This window comes from Enterococcus sp. AZ078, from assembly GCF_051714985.1.
Taxonomy (GTDB): Bacteria; Bacillota; Bacilli; order Lactobacillales; family Enterococcaceae; genus Enterococcus_B; species Enterococcus_B hirae.
The window spans coordinates 393,637-410,746 of sequence record NZ_JBIOSW010000001.1; the positions used below are offsets into that span (position 1 = coordinate 393,637).

Genomic DNA, 17,110 nt, shown 5'->3' on the forward strand with positions numbered 1-17,110 from the left:
CTCAACCTCAGACGATGCGATGCTATTAGTCCATGTTGGTAAAGATTCCCATATTTTTCTACAAGCACCAAATAACCGTTTTTCGAATACTTAGCGATCTAAGTACTTGAAAAACGGTTAGTTAGTGAAACGAATGGTTCTTGACATGATTAGTTAGAGAGTAAATATAAATGGCTACTTCCTGGTTGTAAGCGAGAATCATTTGTATGTAAATGTTCACCATCAAAAATTTGATAAGAATCATTTTTAGTCTTACAAAGTTCTTTTATTTTTCGGACTGTATTTGTGCCTTCAATTAAGACACCAAAGTCTTGTTCACAGGAGTAGTTATACACTACAGCAGAAGGATGTTTGGTGATGCCCATTTCTCGAGCAATTTTTTGATCAGAGAAAAAAACTTCTTTAACAAACTCGGATTGACGATCTTCTTTGAACATCTCGATATCGCCGCCGACTTCTGCAAAAAGTGATTCAGCAAGTTCTGGAGAATACGGTACTTTATTACAACCTACAGCTTCTTGCATTTTGATCAAAAATTGACGTCCTTTTTTCTTACCTTGAAACTGTGCCGCTTTACAGTCTAACGCAGCAGAATAGGTAGTTGAAAATAAGTGGTTACGCGTAACGAGGTCGTTTTGAGAAATTCCGTTACGTTGCATGACATCCCCAATTGTCTGCAAATTAACTAAAGGCAGAAAACGAAATTGCATCTTTTCTTTGGATGTTTTTCCGTACTCTTCTTCAATAAATTGTAATAACTGTTGTTCTAGTGTAAAACAATGTTTCCCCAAAGGATTAACAAATAAATAAATTTCGATCATATGAATCTCCCCCAAAATAGATTCTATACAACTCGTGAATTCTTTTATTCACAACGTATAACTTAACAGAAAAATGATAAAAAATGAACTCAAGTGCCTTGTGAAAATGATAGAACTTTAATTTTTCGCTGCTAGCATCCGTTGAATTTTATTTTTAGCTGGTCGATAAGGGAAAGAATGTCTTTCCAAAAACGCTAAAAAGGCAGATTTACCAAGAGTAGCATCAGATACTTCTAACTCCAGTTCAAAATCATGTAATTGTTCTCCAAAACTTTCATCAATCGCTAAAAGACCTTCCTCAATGTGAAATTCCGCACGTTTGGTAGTAATGTCTCCAATTTTGCCCAATTCATCCGAAGGAACAGCCAATTCTAACAATTTTTGAAAAACAGCACCCTGACGTGGTAATTGACGTTGCTCAATGAAAGAGAGTGCTTCCTCTTTGCTTAAAGTATCAGTGGTTTCAAGTTTTCCTTCTTTTGCAGGTGTTTTTAGTGTATATTCTGCCCGATCTTCAAGTAATCGGATGCGTAATCCACAATTTTTTTGTGCTAGCTGTCCATCTGGTGTATCAAAATAGATATTCGTTTGAACTGTAAAATCTTCTGGTTTTAGTTGATAATACTGGATCAATTGACTATATTCTTGTTGCGTCAGCATGGACTTGTATTCAATTTCTAACATTTCAGACATAATGATCGCCCCTTTCATTCATTCTGCCTAATTTTTCCTTTTTGGTCAATACAAAAAGCCGAGAGGTACAAAAAAACTTCATTTATATGTTAAAATAGAAAAGAATGTTAACGAAGTAGAGGGATCAGCGATGGAACGAGATTGGGAAGAGTTTTTAGCACCGTATGAACAAACAGTATCAGAATTAAAAGTAAAGTTACGCGGGATCCGTAAGCAATTCAGAGAACAAAACCGACATGTTCCGATTGAGTTTGTTACTGGACGAGTCAAACCAGTCGATAGCATTGTGACAAAATCACAGCTGCGTCATATTCCGATGAGCCGTTTAGAAGAAGAAATGTCTGATATTGCTGGATTACGAATCATGTGTCAGTTTGTAGAAGATATCCACCAAGTAGTAAATATCATTCGTAAAAGAAAAGATATGAAAGTGATTCAAGAAAGAGATTATATTACAAATAAAAAAGCCAGTGGGTATCGTTCGTATCATTTAGTGATTGAGTATCCTGTTCAGTTGATCAGTGGCGAAAAGAAAATTTTAGCTGAAATTCAAATCCGGACGTTAGCTATGAACTTTTGGGCGACAATCGAACACTCATTGAACTATAAATATCAAGGCGTGTTTCCTGAAGAAATGAGTGAAAGACTCCAACGTGCGGCAGAAGCGGCTTATCAATTGGACGAAGAAATGTCCAATATTCGGGAAGAAATCCAAGAAGCTCAACGTCTGTTTTCCCATGGTAGAGGAAAACGAGATGACGTTTACTATCGTACCGTATTAAATCGAGAGAAAAAAGAGGAGGCCACGGATGAAAGTAGCGATCGTTCATAACCAAGAAGCGAAAACAATTGAAGTTACCGAACGATTGAAAGCTCTTTTGACACAATCGGCTATTCAAATCGACGGACAACGCCCCGATTTAGTGATTTCCGTAGGTGGTGATGGGACGTTATTGTCCGCTTTTCACAAGTATAGCCATCTATTAAATGAAGTTCGTTTTTTAGGGGTCCATACAGGGCACTTAGGTTTTTATACGGATTGGCGTGACTATGAATTGGAAGAATTAGTCAATAGCTTACAGACCAATCAAGAACAAAGTGTAAGTTATCCTTTGCTCGATATAAAGATCAGTTATTTAGATGATAAGCCAGCAAAACATTTCTTGGCTTTGAATGAATCCACGATTAAACGATCAAATCGGACGATGGTTGCCGATGTATATATCAAAAATGAATTGTTTGAAAGTTTCAGAGGGGACGGATTGGCTGTGTCTACGCCAACAGGTTCAACCGCTTATAATAAAAGTATCGGCGGGGCAGTTATTCATCCGAGTATCAATGCCTTTCAGTTAACTGAAATTGCTTCATTAAATAATCGAGTTTTTCGTACACTCGGTTCGCCTATGGTCATCGCACAAGACGAATGGCTGGAAATCAAATTAGAAAATACAGAGGATTATCTTGTTACAGTCGACCAATTGGATATTAAGGAATCGAATATTCGTTCCATCTATTATCGCATTGCAAAAGAGCGAATTCATTTTGCTTCTTATCGCCACATGCATTTTTGGCATCGTGTAAAAGATTCCTTTATTGGTGAGGGATAACATGGAATTTGTGTGGACGTATGAAAAAAATCATCCGCAGCAGATAAAATATTTTTTAAAAGAAAAAGGAATTTCTAAAGGTTTGTTAGCGAAAATCAAATTTCAAGGTGGCGAGATCAAAGTAAATGGTCAAACTGAAAATGTCTTGTTTTCTCTATCGTACAATGATAAGGTAACGATTGTCATTCCAGCAGAAGGCGAACACGAAACGGTACTTTTAGATGAAACACCGATCGAGATCGTTTACGAAGATGAACATCTATTAGTTGTGAATAAACCAGCTGGCGTTTCTTCGATTCCAGCACAATATCATCCAAACTATACGATGGCTAATCGAGTAAAAGCTTATTACAAACGACAAGGTTACGAAAATCAAGTCATTCATGTGGTGACAAGACTAGATCGGGATACTTCTGGGTTGATGTTGTTTGCCAAACATGGCTTTGCTCATGCAAAGTTAGATGTACAGCTTCGAGAAAAACGATTTGTGAAGAAATACCAAGCACTTGTGAGTGGCGAAATAACTAAATTAGCACCTCACGGCTGGATTGACCTTCCAATTGCGAGAGACCAATCTTCTTTACTGAAACGGATGGTTTCGACAGCTGGGCGAAGCGCACAAACCGAATATTGGTTAACGAAAAACACCGCAGAGGTTGCTTTGGTAGATATACAACTGCATACGGGGAGAACCCATCAAATCAGAGTTCATTTTTCAGAAATTGGCTGTGCGCTATTAGGAGATGAAATGTATGGTGGGCGTATGGATCTTGGAATAGCAAGACAAGCTTTACATTGTTACGACCTGCGTTTTGATCATCCTTTTACACAGGAACGATTGGAATTTAAACAGCCTTTGGCTAAAGATATGGCGACTGTTCTCCAGCATTTTGAAAGTTAGGGTGAGGTGAGATAGAGTTGGATGAAAATCAAGAACTAGAGGAACGATTTGCCCAGTTACTACAGGATTTAAGAGAAAATAACCTACAGGAATTTAGAAATAGTTTCCTGGAAATGCATATTTACGAGCAGGGGCAATTCTATCAATCTCTGAACGAAGAGGATCGTCAACTGATCTATTCCTACTTATCTCCTAAAGAATTGGCAGATATGTTTGATGTGATTGAAGAAGACAATGAATATATGAAAGAGTATTTAGCTGAAATGCGTCCGAGTTATGCTGCAGAAATGCTTTCAGAGATGTATACCGATAATGCGGTAGATTTGCTAAATACCTTAGATAAAAAACAAGTCGCTAAATATTTAAGTTTAATGACTACTGACGATGCTAGTGAAATCAAAGAGTTATTACACTATGAAGATGAAACAGCTGGCGCGATCATGACGACAGAATTTGTTTCGATCGTGGCGAATCAAACGGTTCGTTCTGCGATGTATGTCTTAAAAAACGAAGCAGATGTAGCTGAGACCATTTACTATATCTATGTCGTCAATCAAGAAGAACAATTGGTTGGAGTTATTTCATTGCGGGATTTGATCGTTAATGATGATGATGCAATGATCTCTGACTTGATGAGCGAACGTGTGTTATCCGTCCATGTGGGAGATGACCAAGAAGATGTCGCGCAAACCTTTCGTGATTATGACTTTCTAGCATTACCCGTAACAGATTACGATGACCATCTACTGGGGATCGTAACAGTTGATGATATTATTGACGTTATTGATGATGAGGCTGCCAGTGATTATTCTGGTTTGGCAGGGGTCAATGTTGAGGAAATCAATGAAAATCCCGTGAAGTCAGCTGCTAGACGTCTTCCTTGGTTGATCACCTTATTATTTTTAGGGATGTCTACGGCTTCGTTGATCAGCCATTACGAAGAACTGGTGAGTGAAGCAAGTATTTTAGCCGTCTTCATTTCGTTGATCACCGGAACTGCGGGGAATGCTGGCACCCAATCATTGGCGGTTGCAGTTCGTCGTTTGGCTGTTTCTGACGACAAAGATGCTGGTTTTGTCCGTTTGATTCTAGCTGAAGTACTCACAGGACTTGTGACAGGGGCAATCACTGGCTTGACGATCTTTTTGATTGTAGGAATTTGGAAACATAACTTTATTTTAGGCTTTGTGATTGGGATTGCCATGTTATTTGCGATTACTGTAGCCAACTTGGCAGGAAGCTTGATTCCGATGTTGATGGATCGCTTAGGGTTTGATCCTGCCGTGGCTAGTGGTCCTTTTATTACCACCTTGAGCGATTTGACTAGTGTCTTGATCTATTTCAACATCGCTTCATTGTTTATGGGGTATTTTATGTAGCCATTCCTTTTGAGATGGTAACAAGTCTGTGATAAAAATAAAAAACGTAAGGAGCAAAGTAATCAACTTGCTTCTTACGTTTTTATTATTACTAGAAAAAATTTAGTCGAATGAAACGATCTTTGTTCCATGAACTTCATTCACGCCTAGTTCTTTGGCAACATGTTCTGCATTTTTGTAATCGATCTTGCCACCAGGTAAGATGATCAGACGTCCGTCAGCATAAGCAATCAATTTTTTTAAATGGTCAAAATTGGCTTCAATTGGTGCGTTCGCATCTCCACCATGAGTTAAAATACGGTCTACACCGTGTTCAACCAGCCAATCAATTGCTTCAAATTGCCGTTCTTGCGGGATACAATCAAAAGCCATGTGGAACGTGATTTGTAGTCCTTCTGAGGTTTCGATCAATAATTCCATTGCCTCTTCATCAATCCAATTTGAAGGAGTCAAACAGCCTATAACTACGCCATCTGTACCTAATTTCTTCGCTTCGATTAAATCAGTATGCATGATCTTTAATTCAATATCATTATAGACAAAATCGCCACCTCGTGGTCGGATAATTGTCATTACAGGTACTTCTTTTTCATTGGCATAGCTTAAAACTTCTTCGATCACTCCGGTGCTAGGTGTGGTTCCGCCAGCAGCTAAGTTATCGCATAATTCGATCCGGTTCGCTCCCTTAGCAATTGCTAGAGGAATGGAAGTATAATTTTCTGCACAAAATTCTTTGATCATTTGCCTGCTCCTTTATCATTCGCCTTCTTCTTCTAAAATTGTACCATATTTTTTGTAGTTGCTAAAGTTTTCTTCTAACGGTAAGATGAAAAGGGAATAAAGCAATATTCAACGATTAAAACAAGAAATGAGCAAAAAAAATGTTAAAAAAAATTGATCAAGGTCGCCAATTTTTAAAGGAAAATCAACAGCTGTTCCGATGCCCACTTTGCCATGCTGGAGTAGCAGTCACTGAGAACGGTTTGGTTTGTCATCAGAACCATCGCTTCGACTTATCCAAAAAAGGCACGCTTTACTTTTTATCTCATGGGGTAAAAACGGAATATGATCAGAGTATGTTTGATCCCAGACGTAGAATGATCCAAGCAGGGATGTATCAGCCAGTGATCGACTTGTTAGCACAACAAGTATCGCAGGGATCAGAGGTCTTAGATGTTGGCTGTGGCGAAGGAAGCTTTTTAAATGAATTAGCACGACTGCAACCGTTGAAAAAGGCCGTAGGTTTTGATCTTTCTAAAGAAGGTGTTTATGCGGCTACTGCTCAGCCGGTCGAGGCGTTTTGGTGTGTAGCAGATTTAACCAATCTTCCTTTTGAAGACCAAACATTTACTACGATTCTAAATATTTTTTCGCCTTCTCACTATAAAGAATTTCAACGTGTGCTAACCGATGATGGGGAAGTCTTGAAAATCGTTCCGCAACAAGATTATTTAAAAGAATTACGCCAAGCGTTTTATCCAGATCAGCCTGAGAAACAACAGTATTCAAATGAACGAGTGGTGGCTAAGTTTGCGGAGTCCCTAGAATTGACTGAACGTCGGCGTGTTACTTACGAATTTGATATCCCAGAAAAAAATCGGCAAGATTTGTTAGCGATGTCTCCGCTCGAATGGCAAGTCAGTCAAGACGTCAAAGAGCGTGTGTACCAGAATCCTTTGAAAAAGATTACAATTGACGTAGAATTATTAAAAGGAAATAAGAGAAAACGATTGCAATGAAATTATTCATTTCTAAAGGTTGCAAAAAGAGTTTGTTGATGATATAGTAACGACAAGTTGTTTTTTCATTGGTTTTTATCAGGTTCCTGTTCTGATAAAAGTTAGTGAGAAGAGCTTCACTAACGTAACGACTCGCAGTGACTGACACCGAGTTGATACGTTTTTTTTTATGCCAAAATCACTACTAGTTAGTTAACATATAGATGAGAGGATGGATCTTAATGAACCATATCGTTTTATTTGAACCATTGATTCCAGCAAATACTGGAAACATTGCCCGAACTTGTGCAGCAACCAATACGCCCTTGCACTTGATTGAACCGTTAGGATTTTCAACAGATGATAAACATCTAAAACGTGCAGGATTGGATTATTGGAACGATGTCAATATTACCTATCATCAAAATTTAGATGCTTTTATGGCTTATTTAGGGGAACGTAAACTTCATTTGGTATCGAAGTTTGCCCATAAAGTATATAGTGACGAAAATTTTGCTGATGGAGAAGACCATTTCTTTTTATTCGGCAAGGAGACAACAGGATTACCTGAAGAATTTATGCGTGAAAATGAAGAAAAATGTTTAAGAATCCCAATGAATGACGAACATGTCCGTTCATTGAATCTCTCAAATACGGCTGCAATGATCGTCTATGAAGCATTGCGCCAACAAGGATTTCCTAATTTAGAGTTAACGCACCATTATGAAAATGATAAACTAGACTAGAGGTCATTTTCCAAGTGCTCTGATTCAAGCATTAAGGAGAAACAAAGAAAAACAGCTTTTCATGTTTTACTTGGTTTGGACTTAATGCACAGAATCAACTTGGAAAATACCGTTTATCAAGAGGTCATTTATCAAGTATTCTGATTCAATACGAATAATCACAAGGACTTTTTATTGAAGGAGTTCTTTGTTTTTAAGGAACAAATTTTATAAAATAGTAGCATCATCTTTGTCTAAATGAGCCTATAAGGAGTCCGATATAAATGGAATTATATTTTACCCGACATGGAAAAACACAATGGAATCTCGAACGCCGTTTTCAAGGAAGCCAAGGCGACTCACCACTTTTACCTGAAAGCTATGAGGAAATCAAAGCATTTGGTAAAAAAGTGAAGTATGTACCATTTAAAGCAATCTATTCAAGTACCGCTAAGCGTGCCCGTGACACAGCCGAAGGAATCAATCAGGAATTAGCGCATCCAGTCGAAATTATTTATACTGATAAATTAAGAGAATTGGGTTTAGGAGAATTAGAAGGTCAATCAATTGATGAAATGTACGAACGATATCCGGAAAACCTTCCCAATCTACGTAACCACTTAGATCGTTATGATCCGACACCTTTTAAAGGAGAAGCGATCGATTGTGCCATTACTCGTATTGAAACAGTTGTGGCTGATGCCGTTGCTTTACATGATGGACCGATCTTGTTTGTTGGACATGGGGCATCATTAACTGCGACGATCCAATGGTTGACAGGAAAAAAACTGAGTCAACTAAGAGAAATGGGTGGCTTATATAATAGTAGTTTGACGATTTTAGAAACAGGAGAACCCAACAATTTGTTGCCTTATGAACTAAAAGTTTGGAACGAAATTGACTTTTTAGGAAAAGAGACAAAACCAGAACCATTACTCTAATTGGAAAGGAGGCGGCAAGATGCAGCCAGAAGAAATGCCTTATTTTGTTGGTACAGTTGCCGCAATCTTTTTTCAAAATCCAAGTAATTTTTATAAAGTACTGTTGGTTCGGCTCACTGAAACAACAGCTGACTATCGTGAAAAAGAAATTGTGGTCACTGGAAGCTTTGGTGAAATCCAAGAAAATGAGCTTTATCGTTTTTACGGCGAATTAGTCGATCATCCTAAATATGGGCGACAGTTAAAGGTTGAACGCTATGAGCAGGAGAAACCAACAACAGTCAACGGGATCGTGGGTTATCTATCCAGTGAAAAATTTCCTGGGATTGGCAAGAAAACAGCTGAGAAGATCGTGGAGAAACTAGGTGAAGAAGCGATTGAAAAAATCATCGAAGAGCCGTCCGTATTAGAACAAATCGCAGGCTTGAATCAGGCCAAAAGAGATATGATCGTTGAGACGATTCGTTTGAACCATGGGATGGATCAAGTGATCATGGGCTTGAATCGTTATGGCTTTGGTAGTCAGTTAGCTTTTAGTATCTATCAAGCATATAAAAATGAAGCTTTAGATATCATCCAGGAAAATCCCTATCAGTTAGTCGAAGATGTGGAAGGGATCGGCTTTAAAAGAGCAGATAATCTTGCAGAACAATTAGGGATCGCGGCTGATTCACCAAGACGGATTCGAGCTGCAGTTTTACATCAGATTTTTCAACATGCTGTTCAAACTGGCGATACATATGTACCAGCTGAAACGCTTCTTCATCAAACAATCAAAATTCTGGAAACCAGTCGACCAATTGAGATCCAACCTGATCAAGTGGCGACGGTCATTATTCAACTTGTGGAAGAAGGTAAGATCCAACAAGAAGAAACCAATCTCTATGAAAATAGTCTGTATTTCTCAGAATGGGGGATCGGTAACTCGATTCAACGGTTACTTAGTCGAAAAAAAGAAATCAACTATGACGAAAAAGAAGTGCAGAAAAACATTCGGCGAATTGAAAAAATATTTGGTATCCAATATGGAGAATCGCAAGAAAAAGCAATTTCGGAAGCAATCCGATCACCTTTATTTATTTTAACTGGGGGTCCCGGCACAGGGAAAACAACAGTTATCAATGGAATCGTCAATTTGTTTGCGGAATTAAATGGCTTAGAATTAGATCCAAACAAATATACCCAAGAAATTTTTCCGATCCTACTGGCTGCACCAACTGGTCGAGCAGCCAAACGAATGAACGAGACGACAGGATTACCTGCCAGTACGATCCATCGACTACTAGGTTTGAATGGTCGAGAAAAATCTCCTTCAGTAAGTACGAAAGAATTAGAAGGTGGGTTGTTGATCATCGATGAAATGTCGATGGTCGATACATGGCTAGCTAATACGCTATTTAAAGCTATCCCTACCAACATGCAAGTGATTTTAGTAGGAGATAAAGATCAATTACCTTCTGTCGGACCGGGACAAGTCTTGCATGATTTATTAGGAATTGACCAAATCCCGAAAGTGGAATTGAATCAAATTTATCGGCAGGGAGACGGATCAAGTATTATCCCCCTTGCTCATGAAATCAAAGAAGGCCATTTACCAAGTGATTTTTTGCAAAATCAAAAAGATCGTTCTTTCTTTCGAAGCGATGCCTATAGTATCGAACCTTTAATCGCAAAGATCGTTGAAAAAGCTAAAAATAAAGGCTTCACTGCACAAGATATCCAAGTCTTGGCGCCAATGTACCGTGGTCCAGCTGGTATTGATGCGTTAAACAAAATGATGCAGTCGATTTTTAATCCTGGAGGTGCAGGACGGAAAGAAGTCCACTGGAATGAGACTGTTTATCGAATCGGTGATAAAGTATTACAATTAGTGAACACACCTGAACTCAATGTGTTTAATGGTGATATGGGTGAGATCACGGGGATCGTGTTAGCGAAAGATTCAGAAGATAAAGTGGATGAATTAGTGATTCAATTTGATGCGAATGAAGTGACTTACAAACGCAATGAATGGAATAAAATCACCCTTTCTTATTGTTGCTCGATCCATAAATCTCAAGGAAGCGAATTTAAGATGGTCATTTTGCCGATGGTTCATCAGTACCAAAGGATGTTGCAACGGAATCTTCTCTACACGGCTGTCACAAGAAGTAAAGAACTATTGATTCTACTAGGGGAAGAACAAGCTTACGTTACTTGCGTTGCGAATGAATCGGCTAGTCGAATGACGACATTGAAGAAACGGATCGAAGAAAATGACAGTATGAGTCTTGTTACACGAACGAAACTTGTCGCTTATGAAGATTCCCTTGTAGGTAATGATCCTTTTGAAGAAGGAAATTATACCAAGGCGGGAGAAACTGCTCATCCCGTAAAAGCAGAGACAAGTCAACAAGCCACTCAAGAAAATGCCGTAGATTCAACGGAGGGAAATGTTGGCGATGATCTCTTTACTTTATCAGTAGAACAAGACACAACCGAAACGGCTGTCGAATCAAAAGTGATGGAAGAAGCACCAACAGAGCAACTACCAAAAACATATATTTTAACAACCGAAGCGATTGAAAAACAGTGGATTGATCCAATGATTGGGATGGAGCAAGAGGCTGTGAAAGAAGTGTTTAGCTCCGAATAAGAGAGGATTTTTTTAAATAGCTCCTCATATTTTAGAAAATCATCGCTTATTGTTGAGGAGTTGCTTCTTGAACACCGTTTAGCAAGAGGTCGTGAAAACATCGGGTAGCTCTGATGACAATAAGAAAGAATTTTTTGAAACAGCTTCTCATGTTTTGAAAAATTCAGGCTTATTTCAAGGAGCTGATGTTTGAACACCGTTTATCCGTTTTTAGAGATCGGTAGAAGAGCCTGAGGCAAGTTTTGGCTCAGGTTCACTTGAATCGCTCCTAATGAGAATGTTACTTATTTTTTAAGAGCCAAGAGATAGATAAAGACCGCAAAAGTTAGCCCAACAAGTCTGACTTTTGCGGTCTCTTCAATATCTCCAGCTCTTTTTATAGGGTTATCTTACCCATGGAAGAAAATGTATATAAAATAGGCAAAATCAATGTGACACGTTACACCAAAACAGTTGCTTTTTGGTAGCTAATTGCAAATCAAAAGGTTGTTTTTGGCTATCTTCACCATCTTCTTGACCATACTGAGGAACAGTTGATAGTATGCGCAATCTGCTAGTAGTAAAATGATGGAAATTTTTTGATTTCATTTGCTTTTTCTGTAGTAATAAGAAGATGATTCCCAAGATTTTGAATAAATTCACTCGTTCAACAACAACTAGATCGATCGTTGGTTTGGCAATTTCTGCTGTCGGCGCAATCGCTACACCGCCACCAAAATAAGGATGGTTCGTTGCAGTACATAAAAAGGCTTTGTCAAAACTGATTTGTTTTCCGCCAATGTCCACTAAGATTGGAAACCCTTTTTGCCAAAAAAAGACACGTAGGATAGAAAATAGGTAAGCAAAAGAACCTAAATTATATTTATTTAATTTTGTTTTTGAAGTAGAGTGGTTTGTAGCATGGACGATTGCCGCATCTAAGCCAATACCAAAATTGTTTACTACTACACCTTGTTTGTCACTCACTTTTTCCTCGTAAGTTAAGAGGTTGATTTCTTGAGGTTTGTTCGTCTTTAGGATATTTTCTAATGCTTTCTCGGCATTTCTAGGTAACCCAATCCCTCGAGCGAAATCATTGCCAGAGCCTGCGGGAATATAGGCTACTGGAAATGCCACATCTAGTTGATAAAAGGTATTTAACACTTGATGCAGTGTACCATCGCCACCGATGATCACGAGTAGGGGAAATTCAGACTCGCTTTCTTGTAGTTCGTCTGTCCATTCAACTAATGTTTCTTTCGCTAACTCTTCGGCAATTTTAGCATCATGCCCTGGATACTCACTGTATTGGATCGAATAGTGAACCTTTTTTTCGGCAAATAGCGGAATCATTTTTTCTGCTACTTTTTTACCAGCACCACTTCCAGCAGCTGGATTGATCAATAAGTAATAATGGAAATTCATTTTTACCTCCTGCATCTGATTCAGAAGATGAGTAAATCTCACTCATTCCACTCATTCATTAAAATAGAAAAAATGATCAAACTATTTTTTGCTTAGTCATTTAGTGAACAAGCAACTGAAACTTCTATCGTTAATTTTACATGGTTTGTGTCTTAGCGAAACTAAGAAAACAAACATTATTTTTTATCCTTGGCTATTATAGCAGAGAAGAGGAATTTTGAAAAAGCACCGTGCATAAATAAGAGATAAAGTTCACCCTGATTTGAATAAATAGCATAGAAGCAAAAGACTTATATTTAGAGAACGTTTTTTGTAGGAGCAGTTTCAAATCGCGGGGATATCTGCTATAATGAATCCTTGCTTATGACAGCTGCGGTTCATCAACCATCCCGCATTAAAAAAACTAGGAGAAATGAGGAATATTTTATGCAAAAAACGGTGGAACGCCAACGATTGATGGTCGTTGTAGTAAATGGAATTATTATGGCTTTGTATTTGGCACTTACGATTTTAGTGGCACCAGTCTCTTCTGGACCTATTCAATTTCGTATTTCTGAAAGCTTGAATCACTTAGTAGTCTTCAACCGGAAATTACTTTGGGGCGTGTTAGGTGGCGTCATTGTCTATAACGCATTTTTTGGTTTTGGTATATTAGATGTGGTCTATGGTGGGGGACAAACCTTGATTTCATTGGGGTTGACTGCTTTGCTACAAAATAAAGTAAAGAATGTCAAAATAAGATTAGCATTAAATACGCTTTTCTTTACAATTAGTATGGGATTGATTGCGTACATGTTGGTACCAACTGGTGGACAAGCATTTTGGACAACTTACGGTACGCTAGCTTTGAGTGAGTTCATCATTATGGCTATTTCTGCACCATTGATGTATTACTTGGATCGTTCCCTAGACTTTGAAAAAAGAGTATAGCGATCAATAGGTAGATAGAGGAAAACCTGTTAATCAGTTAAAATATATTTATAAAAAGGGATAACAGTAGTTAAAAGAAATTCATCTTTAGCTACTGTTTTTATTTCTGAAAAATTAGCGGATTGAACCAACCGTTATTGATTCTATCCGCTAATCTTAGTATGTTTTTTTCTATCGTAAAGTCGTAAAGTTGACTGATCCTTTACACATTTATTCAGGGTTTTGTAAATTTTCGATTTCGATCACTTTGTAATTTTTCTTTTCAAGATGGTTCACGATCGTGTCGCAAACTTTTTGATCTGTATGTGCAGGTAACGTGATCAGTGTACGACGGATGTATTCTTCTTTTTCAATATCTAACGTGATGCAACTTGCGATACTACTATGTTTTGCGATGATTTTAGCGATCGTAGCTAAATCTCCTTGTTTTCCAGTAGAAGCAATCGTTAAAACATAGCTGCCTTGTTCTACGCTCCAAGATTGTGAAAGCATGTTTAGCAATGTACTGTGGGTCAAAATACCGTAGAAATGATTGTCATTGTCAAGAACAGCAATATAAGGCAACTCTTTGATCGTAAAAAATATTTTAAAGAATGAAGTATCTAAATAAATGAATTTTGTTGCATTTTTTAAGAGGTGGGTGACGGGTAAAGTCATATCTCCACCATTCGCTTTGTGACGATAAATGTGCATTTTGTAAATATTTCCACGGAAAATATTTCCTGAAGCATCTAAAATTGGCACACAACGATAACCAGAGGATTCTAGAATCGCTAAGGCTTCTTCCAAGGTACTAGTTTCTGTGACAGTTGTTAAATCTTTTTTCTTATATACGAGTGTTTTTAGTAGCATAAAGTTACCTCCATGTATCTCATTTTTACTTAATTTCAAATTAATCATATCATAATTAATTATAAAACAATAGGTTATTCAATCTCGAATTGACAGAAAATCTTTTCCATGATACTGTAAATGAGTATAATTTTGATTTTCAGTGAGGAGGTAGGAGCGGATGGCAAAGAAGAAAGCAGCATTAGCTTGTTCCGTTTGTGGTTCTAGAAACTATACCAAATCGGTTAGTGAAGGAAAAAGTGGCGAACGTTTGGAAATCAATAAATTTTGTAAATATTGTAATCAATACACATTACATAAAGAAACAAAATAGAGGACAGGAGGGCCCGCAATGAAATTCATTAAAAGTGTAAAAGATGAAATGAAACAAGTGACTTGGCCTAGTGGCAAACAATTACGCAAAGACACACTAGTTGTCATTGAAACATCAATTATCTTTGGTGTGATGTTTTTCGTAATGGACACAGCGATCCAAAGCTTATTTGCTTACTTACTAAAATAAGTCGCTAGTAAAAGCAAGGATATCGTGCTATAATCAACGTGAAGAAAAACTTCGGGAAACTGGGGTTTTTTTATTTTACAACGAAATGAGGAGCCTTTAATGGAATCTTTTGAAAAAAATTGGTATGTACTACATACATACTCTGGTTATGAAAACAAAGTAAAAGCAAATATCGAATCACGTGCGCAAAGTATGAAAATGGCTGACTTTATTTTTCGTGTAGTTGTTCCTGAAGAAACTGAGAAAGAAGTAAAGAACGGAAAAGAAAAAGAAATCGTTCATAAAACATTTCCTGGTTATGTCTTAGTAGAAATGATTATGACAGATGCTTCTTGGTATGTTGTACGTAATACACCTGGTGTAACAGGATTTGTAGGGTCACATGGTGCAGGTAGTAAGCCAGCTCCATTATTGCCAGAAGAAGTAAGTCACATCTTACGTTCAATCGGTATGAGTCTTCGTCAAACAGATCTAGAGATCGAAGTTGGCGAAGTAATCAAGATCATCGAAGGTGCTTTTGCAGGCTTAGAAGGTCAAGTAACTGAAGTAGATGAAGAAAAAGAAAAACTAAAAGTTAATATTGATATGTTTGGTCGTGAAACAAGTACTGAACTTGATTTTGAACAAGTAGATAAAATCGACTAAGTATTCAACTATCTGAGGATGGATTTTTAAATAGAAATCCATGCGACGATCAGATAGCATCACGACTAAAAGATTGAAACCGAGATTTGCAAAAATTGTTTAACCTATTTTTGCAATATTTCGGTTTATTTTTTCAAGTCGTTCACGAATAACCACTAATATAGGTTGGGAATTTGAGCCGATTTGTCAGTGGAAAATTGAGAATGCTAGTCAGAGAATCGATCAAATTAGAAAGGAGAAACAATGAAAAATTGGAGAAAGTCTGGAATCGTCGGCTTTTTATTGATGGTCAGTGTTCTTTTTATAAGTGGCTGTCAGACAAAAGAAACAAGTCAGTCGTCTGAAGCTGCTAAAACAGTTGAAACAACGCAAGCAACGAAAGAAAAGGAAACGCAATCGACTACCCCTACTTTGTTTTTCCATGGCTATAGTGGGACAGTTAATTCATTCAAAGGAATGATCCAGCGCCTGGAATCATCAGAGAGTGGGAAAAAAGAATTAACATTGACGGTTGATGTCAATGGCAATGTACAGGCAGAAGGAGAACTTTCAAAAGAAGCAGATAATCCAATGATCCAAGTTCTATTTGTAGATAATAAAAATAATGAATGGAACCAAACAGAATGGATCAAAGACTGCTTAAGTTATTTGCAACAGACGTATGGAATCAATCAAGTGAATCTGGTAGGACATTCGATGGGGGGCGTCAGTGGTCTTCGGTATTTAGCTACTTATGGACAAGATCAAACGTTGCCTAAAGTGGATAAATTCGTGGCAATTGCCGCACCATTCAATGACTTTGAAGAAAATAATGGGCAAAGTATCAGCGATGAATTAGCTAATGGTCCAGCGATAGCTTCTAGTCGTTATCAAGACTATCAACAACTTATTGGCAATGTGCCAACCACTACACAAATCTTATTGCTTGCAGGACAAGTGAGTGAGACGGATTTAAGTGATGGCACGGTGCCATTAAGCAGCGCTTTAGCAGTGTATGCGTTATTGAAGCAACATGGAAATCAAGTGGAAGAAAAAGTGATCACAGGGGAGAACGTAACGCATAGTATGCTTCATGAGAATAAAGAAGTTGATGCCCTCACGCGCCAGTTTCTTTGGAACATCGACTAATGAAAAAAATAGGTTGTTAAAGTATATAAATATATTTTTAAACTATTGATATATCATAAAAAAACTATGGCAATCGGCAGGAATGGCATGTTGGATTTTCAGTCGCTTTCTATTTTTTAGAAAAGTAGCGCTTGTTACGAAGATCAGTCCAGTAACCTCTAATTATTCGATAGTCGCTGAGCTTGGGACAAAAAGGTCGTCCCGAGCTCTTTAGCATGGATAAAAACGA

General features: G+C 37.8%; 18 protein-coding genes. 13 read left to right on the forward strand and 5 right to left on the reverse strand.

Translation table 11 applies throughout. From position 1 onward, the window contains the following. Positions 1 to 149: 149 nt before the first annotated feature. On the reverse strand, positions 150 to 821 hold the full coding sequence (locus IGJ18_RS01775; protein WP_034699468.1) for a ClpXP adapter SpxH family protein: 672 nt from the start codon (positions 819 to 821) through the stop codon (positions 150 to 152). Between the two features lie 117 nt (positions 822 to 938). Continuing rightward, complete coding sequence (locus IGJ18_RS01780) at positions 939 to 1,514, reverse strand: CYTH domain-containing protein (RefSeq protein ID WP_025480558.1); 576 nt, start codon at positions 1,512 to 1,514, stop codon at positions 939 to 941. 130 nt (positions 1,515 to 1,644) lie between these two features. Here IGJ18_RS01780 and IGJ18_RS01785 point away from each other — a divergent pair, with 130 nt between their 5' ends. The 4 genes from IGJ18_RS01785 to mgtE are packed head-to-tail and all read left to right on the forward strand — an operon-like array spanning position 1,645 to position 5,401. Then, positions 1,645 to 2,346, forward strand: coding sequence for a GTP pyrophosphokinase (locus tag IGJ18_RS01785; RefSeq protein ID WP_438842787.1), 702 nt, complete (start codon positions 1,645 to 1,647; stop codon positions 2,344 to 2,346). Next, a complete protein-coding gene (locus tag IGJ18_RS01790) occupies positions 2,324 to 3,121 on the forward strand; it encodes an NAD kinase (protein WP_010720169.1) in 798 nt (265 codons plus the stop codon). Before IGJ18_RS01785 ends, IGJ18_RS01790 begins: the two co-directional genes overlap by 23 nt. 1 nt (position 3,122) lies before the next feature. Beyond that, positions 3,123 to 4,022, forward strand: a complete 900-nt coding sequence (locus tag IGJ18_RS01795) for an RluA family pseudouridine synthase (RefSeq protein ID WP_010720168.1) — start codon at positions 3,123 to 3,125, stop codon at positions 4,020 to 4,022. A gap of 17 nt (positions 4,023 to 4,039) precedes the next feature. Next, positions 4,040 to 5,401 (forward strand): magnesium transporter, encoded by a 1,362-nt coding sequence (gene mgtE / locus IGJ18_RS01800; RefSeq protein ID WP_010720167.1) that lies wholly within the window; start codon positions 4,040 to 4,042, stop codon positions 5,399 to 5,401. Positions 5,402 to 5,503: 102 nt separating this feature from the next. Here mgtE and IGJ18_RS01805 read toward each other — a convergent pair whose 3' ends face one another. After that, complete coding sequence (locus IGJ18_RS01805; RefSeq protein WP_010720166.1) at positions 5,504 to 6,142, reverse strand: copper homeostasis protein CutC; 639 nt, start codon at positions 6,140 to 6,142, stop codon at positions 5,504 to 5,506. 140 nt (positions 6,143 to 6,282) lie between these two features. Between IGJ18_RS01805 and IGJ18_RS01810 the strand changes: the two genes are divergently transcribed. From IGJ18_RS01810 to recD2, 4 genes are all read left to right on the forward strand, one after another. Next, positions 6,283 to 7,140: a methyltransferase domain-containing protein gene (locus IGJ18_RS01810; protein WP_438842788.1), complete on the forward strand. Its 858-nt coding sequence runs from the start codon at positions 6,283 to 6,285 to the stop codon at positions 7,138 to 7,140. A 221-nt stretch (positions 7,141 to 7,361) separates the two neighbouring features. Continuing rightward, positions 7,362 to 7,865, forward strand: coding sequence for a tRNA (uridine(34)/cytosine(34)/5-carboxymethylaminomethyluridine(34)-2'-O)-methyltransferase TrmL (gene trmL / locus IGJ18_RS01815; protein WP_010720164.1), 504 nt, complete (start codon positions 7,362 to 7,364; stop codon positions 7,863 to 7,865). A gap of 263 nt (positions 7,866 to 8,128) precedes the next feature. Further along, the gene (locus IGJ18_RS01820; protein ID WP_438842789.1) at positions 8,129 to 8,785 is read left to right on the forward strand and encodes a histidine phosphatase family protein; all 657 of its coding nucleotides are present in this window, start codon (positions 8,129 to 8,131) and stop codon (positions 8,783 to 8,785) included. Between the two features lie 19 nt (positions 8,786 to 8,804). Continuing rightward, positions 8,805 to 11,420, forward strand: a complete 2,616-nt coding sequence (gene recD2 / locus IGJ18_RS01825) for an SF1B family DNA helicase RecD2 (RefSeq protein WP_438842790.1) — start codon at positions 8,805 to 8,807, stop codon at positions 11,418 to 11,420. A gap of 426 nt (positions 11,421 to 11,846) precedes the next feature. Here recD2 and IGJ18_RS01830 read toward each other — a convergent pair whose 3' ends face one another. Next, the gene (locus IGJ18_RS01830) at positions 11,847 to 12,824 is read right to left on the reverse strand and encodes a diacylglycerol/lipid kinase family protein (protein WP_438842791.1); all 978 of its coding nucleotides are present in this window, start codon (positions 12,822 to 12,824) and stop codon (positions 11,847 to 11,849) included. Positions 12,825 to 13,250: 426 nt separating this feature from the next. Here IGJ18_RS01830 and IGJ18_RS01835 point away from each other — a divergent pair, with 426 nt between their 5' ends. Next, positions 13,251 to 13,754, forward strand: a complete 504-nt coding sequence (locus IGJ18_RS01835) for a QueT transporter family protein (protein ID WP_010720160.1) — start codon at positions 13,251 to 13,253, stop codon at positions 13,752 to 13,754. A 210-nt stretch (positions 13,755 to 13,964) separates the two neighbouring features. Here IGJ18_RS01835 and cbpA read toward each other — a convergent pair whose 3' ends face one another. Further along, on the reverse strand, positions 13,965 to 14,606 hold the full coding sequence (gene cbpA / locus IGJ18_RS01840; protein ID WP_010738510.1) for a cyclic di-AMP binding protein CbpA: 642 nt from the start codon (positions 14,604 to 14,606) through the stop codon (positions 13,965 to 13,967). Between the two features lie 160 nt (positions 14,607 to 14,766). On the opposite strand from cbpA, the gene rpmG reads away from it, so the two are divergent. From rpmG to IGJ18_RS01860, 4 genes are all read left to right on the forward strand, one after another. After that, positions 14,767 to 14,919, forward strand: coding sequence for a 50S ribosomal protein L33 (gene rpmG / locus IGJ18_RS01845; RefSeq protein WP_002294578.1), 153 nt, complete (start codon positions 14,767 to 14,769; stop codon positions 14,917 to 14,919). A gap of 18 nt (positions 14,920 to 14,937) precedes the next feature. Further along, a complete protein-coding gene (gene secE / locus IGJ18_RS01850; RefSeq protein ID WP_010720158.1) occupies positions 14,938 to 15,108 on the forward strand; it encodes a preprotein translocase subunit SecE in 171 nt (56 codons plus the stop codon). A gap of 99 nt (positions 15,109 to 15,207) precedes the next feature. Then, positions 15,208 to 15,753, forward strand: a complete 546-nt coding sequence (gene nusG / locus IGJ18_RS01855; RefSeq protein ID WP_010720157.1) for a transcription termination/antitermination protein NusG — start codon at positions 15,208 to 15,210, stop codon at positions 15,751 to 15,753. Positions 15,754 to 15,996: 243 nt separating this feature from the next. Further along, positions 15,997 to 16,881 carry an alpha/beta fold hydrolase gene (locus IGJ18_RS01860; RefSeq protein WP_438842792.1) on the forward strand — a complete coding sequence of 295 codons (885 nt, stop codon included), beginning with the start codon at positions 15,997 to 15,999 and terminating at the stop codon, positions 16,879 to 16,881. Positions 16,882 to 17,110 lie beyond the last annotated feature (229 nt).